Origin of the sequence: [Clostridium] symbiosum, from assembly GCA_036419695.1 — a bacterium.
GTDB lineage: Bacteria > Bacillota > Clostridia > Lachnospirales > Lachnospiraceae > Otoolea > Otoolea symbiosa_A.
Map to the genome: position 1 here is coordinate 5,233,647 of CP143946.1, position 11,887 is coordinate 5,245,533.

The window sequence follows — 11,887 nt, forward strand, 5'->3', positions numbered from 1 at the left end:
CTCCAATCGGCCCTTTTTTACCGGTGACGCACCGGCCTGATATACTTCCAAAACTGTTCCGGGTTATGATAGAAATAAAGTAATCTGCCGGGAGTGTCCGTATCAAAGGAATATCCGGTGCCTTTGAAATCAAACTCCGCCATGGCCTTTTCAATTTTTTCTTCCACACTGCGGTTTTCCTGCTCATAATCGAACGGCCCGTGTTCAAAAACGACATACTCGGCCTCGGGTATATCCGCCAGAATCATCTGAGGCGGCACTTCACCCTTATAGTCGGCGGGAAGACGCGCGCCGAAGCACTCCGTACGCGGGAATCCCCAGTCGCAGAGCCTGCCCTCCGGATCATTCATATACGCCATAATCTGTCCGCTGCCGCTGTTTGCCTCGCTCCCGCCGTCATCATCCAGTTTGCCCTTAATGCTGTCGAGCAGACCGCAGATCGTCTCGTAGTCCTGCCCCGGAATGCGGCTCTGCTTTTCCCAGAAATCCCAATATCCGTTGCTCTCATAATTCTTAATATACAGAAATTTGTGTGCGGGGATCGTTACAAAATACGTTTTGATATCTTCGTCCGGTCTTATCATGCCAATCTCTCCAAATCCTAAAAAGTAGCGGTCGAAAAGGTTGATTTTTGTACGGAGGACAACAGGCCTTGGCTTTTTACGATATTCGCTCGGCGTCACGCCGTATGTTCCCTTAAAAGCTCTTGTAAAAGCTTCATGTGATGAAAAACCATAGTCAAAAGCAATATCCAAAATGCTCTTTTCACTGTCCCGGATCTCCTTTAATGCAAAGGCCAGTTTTCTGAGCCTCAGATAATCCCGAAACTGCATCCCCGATATTTCTTTGAATTTTCTTGTGGTGTAAAATTCGGAATACCCCAGCTTTCTGGAAAGGAAACGCAGCGTTAAAGCTTCGTCGTTATAATTCTTAATACACCGGTCAATTTCATCCACGATTATCTGTATCTGCTTCTGCCACTCGTACATTTGTCTGTTCTCCCTGTTTCAACTGCTCTGCGTTTATTATAATGGAGCGGGAAAGCTGCCGCTTGATTTTACTTGCTGAGATTCTTTTCTTCGCCGGATAAAACGTATCAAAAGTACTTCAGGAACTATTATAGACTGAGCTGCTGCCAATCCATACATTATTTTCTGAAACGCCGTAAGTAACTCTGATATTTTCTATACCATTCTCTTCCACTCCACGCAAAAAAGCGCTTGTTCTCACCCGGAACATCAAGTTAATGAATTCCTCCGGACGGGCACAAGCGCCTCATTCATTTAATTTATCCCTGCTGCTTTTTACATCGAAAGTTCCATACGCTCTATAATGTGATCCTGATAAACCTCATCCAGCTCCACAAAATATCCGCTCCATCCCCAGACCCTGACAATCAGGTTCCTGTAATTTTCGGGATGTTTTTTAGCGTCCACCATCTTATCGCGGTTGACCGCATTGATCTGCATCTGGTGGCCTCCCATGTCCATGAAGCTCTTTACAAACATGGCAACCTTGCGGATGCTGTCGTCGTTACGGAACAGCGTATCATGAAGCTCTATGGTCAGCGGTCCGCCGTTGGCAACCCGTACCAGGTGCGGTTTAGCAAAGGATTTAATGATGGATACCGGACCGTCCAGGCGGGTAAACAGGCTTGGCGAGTAGTTGCAGGCCAGGGATTCCCCCTTCTTTCTTCCGTCGGGAGTCGTCACTTCGTCCTTTGCATGCCAGATATAGTACATGGCCGAACCGGTTCCTGCCCGGAAAATGCCGCCCCTGTCGTTCTTTTTCCCTTCCAGGGAATCGGCAAACCAGTCCAGAAGCGTCACGGCGAGGCCGTCCACCCGGTCATCGTCATTGCCCATCTTCGGAGCCTCATAACGGAGCATATTCTGCACCGTCTCATATCCCTTAAAGTCAACGGCCAGCATCTCATTAAGCTCTTTCGCGGTAAATTTCCGCTCTTCGAACACGTACTTCCTGATGGCGGCCAGAGAGTCCACCGCGGTGGAGAGGCCGGTGCCGTGAAAGCCATAGTTGTTGTATTTATTGCCCTTCGACACATCGCGGCCTGTGATGATGCAGTCCTTCATCATCAGGCTCATAAGCGGCGCAGGTTCCATATAAACATCCTTAACCCCGGCGATCAGTTCGTCCGCCTGAGCCATGATTTTCTCCCTTACAAACTCCATGAATTCCTCAAACGTACTGCATTCCGGCAGTCTTTCCATGCTGGAAATCACCGCATGGGCAAAGGACAGGCCGTTTATATTGGGAATATCCATTCCGGTTCCCGGTATAATAAATTCCCAGCAGGCGGCAACCACATAATTATAGGCGTCCTCCTCCTCATATCCCCAGCGTTTCAGGGCAGGCACAATCACATCATCATTGGCATACTGCGGAAATCCCAGTCCCTGTTTGGTCAGGCGGGTACCTTTTTCATACATATCGAGAGGCGTATTCTTATTTACCCTGAGATTGATTTTAGGGTCAATCAGTTTCAGTTCCAGGCTGGCCTGAAGGCAGAGATCAGAAAGTTCATTATAGCTCTCCGTGCCGTCCGGATTCAACCCTCCAAGAACAATGCTCTGCCCGTTGTCTCCCTGCTGCATCCCCGTATAGAGATCACTGTCCTTATTACAGGAGATAAAGAATTCCTCCACCAGCTCGAGGGCCTGCTCCCTGTCAATCAGCCCGCTCTCCATATCTTTTTTAAAATAGGGATACATGTACTGGTCAAACCGGCCAAAGGTATTGTGGTAGTTAAAACTGCACCACAGGCAGTAATGGAGCAGACGGAGAAACTGGAGCGCTTCCCTGAAATTTTCCGCCCCTTTGGAGGGGATTCTTTCAAATACCTTTGCCGCTTCTGTGTTTCCGACGCGCTCGGCCTCTTCCCTGTACCGCCCTGCAAATTCTTCAATGAGGTTAAGAACCGTCATCAGCGCGTTCAGATACTCTTTTTTATCCTGTGAAAGCTCCGGTTCTGCCAGAGCCTCCCTGATTTCCTCCCGTTTTTTGTCGAAACCGGCGTCAATCAGCATGCTGTATGAGGGGTTAATATTGCACACCTTCCCCTGCTCGTGGATATAATGCTCTTTTTTTATCTCTTCATATTCCCATTCCGTAAAGATTTCCGGCACTGTGGTTCTTGTGCGGAGCAGGACAATTTTTTCATCGGGATATACAATTGGACGTTCCTCTTTCAGCATAAAGGCCAGTCTTCTCACCGCCCGTTCCAGATCCGGGAGTCCTTCCTCCTCAAAACCGGCTGCAAGGGCCCTCGGATCGTCCGGAGTGTCGCGGTATTTTTTCTGATCCTTTTCTACGATAAAACGTTCCAGCAATTTTTCTATATATGCTGTCATCTTTTCCTCCTAACTTCATCGGTAACCGCTGTCCGGTCTACATCTTACGGCAGCAGATTCCCGCATTTTCAAAAGCCGATGTCTCAAGGACCGGTTCCCTGTCGACATCAAAATCCGGGGCGTAGGCGCGCCCCACCATGCCATATTTGGCCCCTGCCGTTTTGTGATAGGGTAGAAGTTCCACCATTTCCAGTTTTTCGGCTCCTTTTAAAAGCTCCGCCGTCAGACGGTAGTTTTCCTCTGTATCATTGACCCCGGGAATGACAGGAATCCGGATCCGGAACGGTTTCCCGCTTTTCTTAACCTGTTCAAGATTCTCAAGGATCATCCGGTTGCTCACTCCGGTGTAAATCTTATGTTTCTCATCATCCACAATCTTGATATCCATGATGATATAATCCAGCTCATCCATAATACTCTTAAAAATATCGGTCCTGCAGTATCCGCTTGTTTCAACCGCACGGTGCATTGTACGCAGTTCTTTCAGGCAATTCAGAAGAAATTCCGGCTGCCCCGTCGGCTCCCCGCCGGAAAAAGTAACCCCTCCGCCCTGCATTTCCAGGTATTCCCGGTCACGTAGCAGCTTTCCGGTCAGCTCTTCCACGGTCATGCGCTCCCCGCAGATCTTCCTGAGCCGCGCCGGGCAGGCTCTGACACAGTCTCCGCAGAGAATACAGCCGTCCGGGTGCTTACAGACCAGGCGGCAGCTCCCGCAGTCCGTACAGCCGTTTGGCGACACCATAAGCTGGGGGGCAAACGACAGCCCCTCGGGGTTGTGGCACCACATGCAGCGCAGAGGACAGCCCTTTAAAAACACGGTGGTTCTGATGCCCGGTCCGTCAAATACCGCAAATTGCTTTATATCAAATATTACGCCCGTTTTTTCCATTCCGTCTTTAAATCTCCAGTTCCATTACCTCATCCGCCTTAAGTTCACACTTATAACAGTCATTGGCGTAGGTTCTCTGAGGCAGCATCACCAGGGAGTGGATCGGATGCTCTCCGGCCGGATACGGTGCATAGTGCCATACGCCGGGATGGATGTAAACCGCGGTCCCGGAAGGTACAAAAAATGCCTCCAGCGTCTCTGCCTGCGGGTACGGGTCCGCGGTCGCAGCTCCAACGCAGATACAGGTGTCCCCATCCAAACTCAGAAAACATTCTCCTGTATTGGAATGGAACTCCAGCACATCCACGATCATTTTCATCGGCTCCACCGCCGTCACGGACAGTGAGAGTGTCTCATTGCCTCCGAGGGGCATCATATCCCTGTAAAACCGGATCGGTTTCTCGCCGATACAGGGAGAAGACGGAGACAGGAGATTCACGCATCTTCCATAAACGGAAAAATCGCTGTCCAATATATTTTTAACCATCAGTTTTTTCATTTTTAAGCTCCTTTCGCATGGCCCGTCAAATTGTGTATGATAAGATTTTTTCCTGCTGGAAATCATCACGCTCGGTCAGCTCCGCAGAGATGGTTCCGCGCCTCATCACATAAATCCTGTCGCTCATGCCAATCAGTTCCGGCAGTTCGGAGGATATCATGAGAATGGCAACGCCCTTTTTCGCCAGATCGTCGATGATCTGATAAATTTCCGACTTCGCATTGACGTCGATCCCCCTTGTCGGTTCATCCAGTATCAGCAGAGCCGGATGGCTGGCCAGCCATTTCGCCAGGGCCACCTTCTGCTGGTTTCCGCCGCTCAGCGTGTTGGCAAGCTGATGGCCGGACGTGCATACGATATTCAGTTCCTTTATTTTTTCCTCGGATACTTCGTGCTCCTGTCCCCTCTTTATAAATCCGTTCTTAAACATTTCCGACAGGGAGGCCAGGGTAATATTCTGTTCGATATCCATCCGCAGAACCAGGCCTTCAATCTTGCGGTCCTCGGTCAGGTACATCAGTCCCTTTTTAATCATCTCTTTCGGGGCCGGTTTTGTTACTTCCTCCCCCTTATAGACAATCTTACCGCCGTAGAATTTGCGTGCGCCGAAAATACTCTTGGCCACTTCCGTCCTTCCGGCTCCCACCAGCCCTCCGATTCCCACAACCTCGCCTTTCTTCACATAGAGACTCAGAGGCTCGGTGTTCGGAGCGATCTTAAGGTTTTCCACTCTGAGGATTTCCTCGTCCTGCGGCACGTGGGCGCAGGTATACATCTGGTTTAAAGTTCTTCCGACCATCATGCCGATTACCTTGTCATGGCTGAACTCTGCCATATCAATCGTTCCGACATAGCAGCCGTCGCGGAGCACCGTCAGCCTGTCCCCAATCTCTTTTAACTCCTCGAAACGGTGGGAAATATAGATAATGCTGATTCCCTGTTTCTTCATATCCCTGATAATTTCAAACAAATGGTCAATCTCGGCCTGCGTCAGGCTGGCCGTCGGCTCATCCATGATAATAATCTTCGAATCATAGGAGATGGCCTTTACAATTTCCACAATCTGCTGCTGCGCCGTGGAAAGGTTGCGCACCAGGATTTGAGGATCAATGTCAAATCCCAGTTTCATCAGCATCTTCCGGCTCTGGGCATACATCTCCTTCTTGTTGCTGAAGATATTTCCCCTGCCTGTGATTTCCCTTCCCAGGAACAGGTTCTCCGCAACGCTCAGGTTCGGGCACAGGTTGAGTTCCTGATGGATAAAGCCGACGCCCATGGCCTCGGCCTGCCTTGGGTTAGAGAAGTTTACCTTCTGCCCGAACAGCTCCATCTCCCCTCCGTCCTGGGGAATGATGCCTCCCAGAATTTTCATCAGGGTGGATTTGCCCGCGCCGTTTTCACCAATCAGGATATGCACCTCTGACTCATACATGTCAAAATGCACGTCGTCCAGAATCTTTACATCCGTCCCCCGAATCGGTTTTCCGTAGGCGTCAAAAATATATTTTGTTATATGATCCATTCTTAAAATGGTTTTACTCATCTGATCGACTCCTTACAGCTTTCTGTTCTTGATATTCTCAAAAACAATCGCAGCTAATATGATGATTCCCATGATTGCGTCATAGAGGTAGTAAGCCGCATTCATCAGGTTGATACAGTTACCGATTACCTTAATCGTCATGACTCCGAAGAGCGCGCCCACAACGGAACCGACACCGCCAAACAGGCTGGCGCCTCCAAGCACCGCGCCCGTGATGACTTCGAACGTATAATTTCCGCCGCCCATGGTCGGCTGGGCACAGTTGACGTCGATGGAAAGGAGGATTCCCACGAGGCTGGCGAGCACTGCACAGTTTACATAAACCATCACGTTGATTTTCGCCGTCGCCACGCCGCTCAGACGGCTGGCCGGTTCACTGAGTCCGAATGCCGACAGGTTCCTGCCGAATGTGGACATATGCAATATGTAAAAAAATACGAGACAGATTACTGCGGTAATCACTACCGTTGTATTAACTCCAAGCACCTCTGTTTTACCGATTGCCAGAAATCCCTTCGGCAGACGGTTTACCGATTCGCCGTGGCTTACGATTTCTGCTATTCCATAAATGATGTATCCGGTTCCCAGGGTCGTGATAAATGCCGGTACTTTAATGGCCTGCACACAGAAACCGTTGATAAGGCCGATGACCACTCCGACTCCCAAAGTGATGAGAATCGCCGGCAGATACGCCATTTCATGAGTCTTTACAAGCATGCCGACAATCGTGGAGCTGAGTCCTATCGTATAGCCGAGCGACAGGTCGATGCCGCCGGTCATCAGTACCATCGTCATACCGATACAGGCAATAACCGGAATGGCCGACTGCTTGATAATCAGAAGAAAGTTGTTCACAGAAGCAAATCTGGGAACAAATATGGCAGCCACGATGCAGAGAATTGCAAAAACAACAACGCTGCCATTCTTCTTCACAAACATCCTCAGCGCCTGTTTATTATTTTCCATAGTTTTTTGTTCTTTACCCATTTTTCTTCCCTTCGCAATCTATATTAGAATACCTTGGCAGCTTCTATCTTCCGGTTACGGCTGTAAATGGATACAGCCACAATCACGATGATAATAAATCCAATCACCAGGTTCTGGTAGAACGGATGAAGTCCGTAAAGGTTCAGGCCGTTCCTCAGGAAACCGATGAGAAGGGCGCCTACGAGAGACAGATAAACCTTGCCTTCCCCGCCTGCCATGTTGACGCCGCCGATGACACAGGCCGCAACGGCATCGAGCTGATAAGTTCCTCCCTGTGTCGGGTGGACCGTATTCATCTGCGCGCTCAGGAGGATCCCCGCCACCGCCGCACAGAAGCCGGAAAATGCAAAGACAAAATAGTTGATTTTCGCAGTGCTGATTCCCTGCTGCTTCACCACCATATCATTGCCGCCGAGGGCATAGATGTAAGTTCCCAGGCGGGTCCGTCCCATGATCAGGGCCGACACGATACAGAAGATAAATGTAATATAATTAGAAATTGGCATTCCTAAGAGTGTTCCGTTTCCGATATTGACATATTCTTTCGGGAAGCCGCCCAGGGAGCCGCCTCCATTTAACATAAGGGCAATTCCGCTTGCCACCTGTCCAACCACCAGAGTTGTAATAAAAGCCGGCACTTCCAGTTTTTCAACCATAACGCCGTTAAACCATCCCATCAGGGCGCCCGCCAGTAAACCTGCGGCAATCGAAAGCCATATCGGGCATCCGCCCTTCATCATTAATCCGCTTATCATAGCGCAGCATGCAATAATCCCACCGACCGACAGGTCGATTCCCTTAACAATGATAACCATGGTCATACCGTAAGACACCAGTGAGACAATGGAACTCTGTCTTATTACATTAAAATGTTTCTGACTGTAAGATAGTTTGGAATCTGCGACCCAACAATAAAAAAAGTAAGACTGCACCAATGATAAGCATTGTTTTCTTTGAAATTCTCAGATTTTTATCCTTCACTACTCCCATACCTTTCCTGATTCGTAACAGTTCAGACAGCATGAACTGTTACCCTGATTAATGCAGAGTCCTTGCAAAGTTATGGTTCACTCTGCAACCGCTGCTTTTAAGAAAAGGTGCTGTAAAATTCTTCAGCCTGTTGCTTCCCTGAGAATTTTGCAGCACCTCCTCCACTATCCCGTACTTACTTCTATCCTGTACTTACTTCATTCCTGTACTTACTTCGTTCCTTTATTATTTAAGGTTTTCTGCGGTAACACACTCTGTACCGGAGTCGATGTATTTGTCAACGCTTGCCGCATCGGTTGTTCCGTCTAATACGCCAACCAGGGTATCAACGGCAATCTTGCCCATATGATCCGGGAACTGTGCCATTGTACCAAGTACAAGGCCTTCTTCGATCAGCGCTTTTCCATCGTCGGAACCGTCGAAGCTCATGATCTGGATGCCTTCACGTTTTGCATCGTCCATTGCCTGAAGGATACCGTCCAGCATAACGTCGGATGCTGTGAATAAACCGTCTACTTCCGGGTTTGCCTGAAGCATGTTCTCCGTAACCTGTTTTGCCACGTCGTTGCTCCAGTCGCCTGGCTGCTCGCCTACGATTTCGATTCCGTCGCCAAGGCCGTCTTTGAATCCGTTGACACGGGCATCGCCTACGGAGTTACCGTTAGCGCCTCTGACGATAATAACTTTTCCCTTGTTTCCAAGTTTCTCCGTCAGCTTCTCTGCGCCGAGTTTGGCTGCTGCATAGTTGTCCGTACCTACATATGTGACATATAAATCTTCGTTGCCCTCAGCGATTGTGCTGTCTACAAGGACAACCGGAATACCTGCGTCTTTTGCCTTCTGGAGAGCCGGTACGACTGCATTGGCATCCATTGGGTTAACGATGATGGCATCCACTTTTTTAGCAATTAAATCCTCAATCTGTGTTACCTGTGCGGATACTGCGGTCTCGTCACCGGCCGTAACCAGTGTGAACTTGTGGCCTGCTGCCTCAACATTCGACTTAATCGCATCTGCAATTCCGCTCTGGAATGCATCGTTGGTAACTGTCTTTAAACTGAAAGCAATCTCGTACTGTTTTCCTGCTTCTTTACTCTCTGCTGCTTCTGTCTCGCCGCCGGCTTCTGCCGGTGCCTCTGTCTTAGGCGCCTCTGTCGGTGCCGGTGCCTCTGTCTTAGATGAACACCCTGCCGTAGCCAGTACCATACTTGATACTAATAATGCCGCAACTAATTTCTTCATTTGTTTTCCTCCCATACATTTGTTTTTTGGTGTTCTGCCACACCCAACATTAACGTTCACATTAACGTTAATGTATTTTTATATTATATGCATTGTACAGATTTGTCAAGATATATTTTTGATTTTTAGCAATTTTTTTGGATATTATTTAGGGAATTTCTTTGATTTGCCGGTTGGGATGGCCGGGACTTTCATTGGGGACTTTCATTGGTGGACTTTCATTAGCAGACCTTCATTGACAGCCGTCAAAAGGGCCGGACTTTGCGGTTAAACAAAGTCCGGCCCTTTCATCATCATCTGCGCCGCTTATATGCGGTACCTACGGGTTATTTCAAAAGATTTTTATATTGTCATTCCGGCACAGTAACCGGTTCTCATGGCCTCCAGAATCTTGGAAGCTTTGCGGCAGTCGCCCACAACAATCACTTCATCGGCCAGCTCGTGCCAGCTGTCGAAGCGCTCGGAAGTGCCGCGCATACCGGCGGCAACCAGGACGGTGTCGGCCTCTAAAAGCTGTTCCGTACCTTCGGCATCCACGATTTTCACACCGTTCTCCTCCACGGAAAGAACCCTGGCGGAGCAGTAGGAGTGAACGGATTCATTCAGCTTGGTAAGCAGATGGCGCCAGTGGATGTAAGGAGCGTCTTTTGCCAGGCCATCCTTCATTTCCACGATGGTGACGTCATGACCTTCCCAGGCAAGGCCAAGGCCCTCTTCGCATCCTGCCAGGCCGCCGCCGATCACTACAACCTTTTTCCCTATGGAAAGATGTTTTCTGTAGAGGTCGGTAATGTGGTGGACAATCGGGCGGTCCAGTCCTGGAATAGGCGGCGTAACAGGTTCGGAACCGCAGGCCGCAATAATTACATCCGGCTTCTCGGCGCGGATCAGTTCCTCGGTCACTTCCGTATCAAGACGGATCTCCAGATTCGGGGTGCGCTGGATTCTTACCACCATGGATTTCAGGAAATCCACAATGTCATGTTTAAATGAAATCTGTTTTGCGTAGTCCAGATTGGCCGCCAGATGATCGCTCTTCTCACAGAGAATCACCGTATGGCCGCGCCGTGCCGCCGTCATCGCCGCTTCCATGCCTCCCGGGCCTCCGCCTGCTACCAGTACTTTTTTCAGCCGTTCCGGTTTTTCCTCTTTGCGGGTGTTCTCATACTCGCGTCCCCATGTAGGATTAACGCTGCAGCGGAGTACACCGGAGGAGAACGGAACATGAGGGATGAATCCGGCGCTGATACATGTCTCGCAGCGGATACATTTGCTGATCTCATCGGCTCTGCCCGTACGCGCCTTCACAACCCAGTCGGGATCGGCGATAAACTGACGTCCCACTACTACAAAGTCGGCCTTACCCTCGGCAAGGGCCGCATCCATAAATTCAGGATCGTTGATTCCGCCCACAACGGACACCAGTGAATTTTTCACTACGGCTTTAATTTTTGACGCATTTTCTACGTTGCAGCCTCTTGGATAGAACACGGTCGGGAACATGCGGGCTGCGGAACCCGTATCGTGGAAGGTGGCTGCGGAAACGTGGATAATATCTACCTTTCCGTCCAGCATTTTGGCAAATTCCACGGTCTCATCAATGGTAATGCCACCCTCTGTCTCTTCAACGCCGCTTAAGCGGAATTCGATGATCAGGTTCGGGCATTTCTGCCGGATGCGGTCTACGATCATCAGTGGGAAACGGGCTTTATTCCCGATGGAACCGCCGTATTGGTCGGTCCGGTGGTTATTTAAGTCGGACAGGAACTGGCTGATGAGCCAGCCGTGGCCTCCATGGATATTTACCATATCACAGCCTGCAAATTCGGCCATATAGGCGGCCTGCGCATAGGCGTCGGCAATCTCATTCATCATGTCTTCATCCATCTCAATGACCTTATCTCCATAGAGGTTTTCCTCCATGGGGCTCGGCCCGATGACATAACCGCCCTCGGCCAGGAACGCTCCTTTGGCGCGGCAGCCGGAATGGGTCAGCTCAATCGATGCAAGCGCTCCCCACTTATGTACGGTATCCACGGTCTGAATCAGGGTCGGAAGAAGATTCTCGTCATCCAAATGCGGCATAGCGGGATGGGCATGATCCGTCAGGCTGTGAACGCCTGCCTCGCCCAGAGTGACGATACCGGCGCCTCCCTTGGCGATGGAATTGTACATCTCATAGGCCTCGCGGGTATAGAACGGAACTTCGCCGCTGGCGGACATGGGAGCCGATTCAACACGGTTTTTAATGTAAACATTGCGCACGCGGATGGGCGCAAAAAGATGCGGATAATTGGACATAATGGCCTCCTCTTCTCTTCAGGGTATCAGTCTGAAGCATCATAATCCAGGAGCGGATAAAATCC

Annotated in this window: 9 protein-coding genes; all 9 read right to left on the reverse strand. The window is 49.8% G+C overall.

Going from position 1 to position 11,887, the window contains the following annotated elements:
- Window positions 1-17: 17 nt before the first annotated feature.
- A complete protein-coding gene (locus tag V3C10_23310; GenBank protein ID WVP62195.1) occupies window positions 18-989 on the reverse strand; it encodes a helix-turn-helix transcriptional regulator in 972 nt (323 codons plus the stop codon).
- Window positions 990-1,304: 315 nt separating this feature from the next.
- Window positions 1,305-3,371, reverse strand: a complete 2,067-nt coding sequence (locus V3C10_23315) for a pyruvate formate lyase family protein (protein ID WVP62196.1) — start codon at window positions 3,369-3,371, stop codon at window positions 1,305-1,307.
- A gap of 37 nt (window positions 3,372-3,408) precedes the next feature.
- A complete protein-coding gene (locus V3C10_23320) occupies window positions 3,409-4,260 on the reverse strand; it encodes a glycyl-radical enzyme activating protein (GenBank protein ID WVP62197.1) in 852 nt (283 codons plus the stop codon).
- Window positions 4,261-4,267: 7 nt separating this feature from the next.
- Window positions 4,268-4,759: an ureidoglycolate lyase gene (locus tag V3C10_23325; GenBank protein WVP62198.1), complete on the reverse strand. Its 492-nt coding sequence runs from the start codon at window positions 4,757-4,759 to the stop codon at window positions 4,268-4,270.
- A gap of 25 nt (window positions 4,760-4,784) precedes the next feature.
- Window positions 4,785-6,302, reverse strand: a complete 1,518-nt coding sequence (locus tag V3C10_23330; GenBank protein ID WVP62199.1) for a sugar ABC transporter ATP-binding protein — start codon at window positions 6,300-6,302, stop codon at window positions 4,785-4,787.
- A gap of 12 nt (window positions 6,303-6,314) precedes the next feature.
- On the reverse strand, window positions 6,315-7,289 hold the full coding sequence (locus tag V3C10_23335) for an ABC transporter permease (GenBank protein WVP62200.1): 975 nt from the start codon (window positions 7,287-7,289) through the stop codon (window positions 6,315-6,317).
- A 23-nt stretch (window positions 7,290-7,312) separates the two neighbouring features.
- A complete protein-coding gene (locus V3C10_23340; GenBank protein WVP64692.1) occupies window positions 7,313-8,221 on the reverse strand; it encodes an ABC transporter permease in 909 nt (302 codons plus the stop codon).
- 283 nt (window positions 8,222-8,504) lie between these two features.
- On the reverse strand, window positions 8,505-9,521 hold the full coding sequence (locus tag V3C10_23345; protein WVP62201.1) for a sugar ABC transporter substrate-binding protein: 1,017 nt from the start codon (window positions 9,519-9,521) through the stop codon (window positions 8,505-8,507).
- Between the two features lie 342 nt (window positions 9,522-9,863).
- Window positions 9,864-11,822, reverse strand: a complete 1,959-nt coding sequence (locus V3C10_23350) for an FAD-dependent oxidoreductase (protein WVP62202.1) — start codon at window positions 11,820-11,822, stop codon at window positions 9,864-9,866.
- Between the last annotated feature and the right edge of the window lie 65 nt (window positions 11,823-11,887).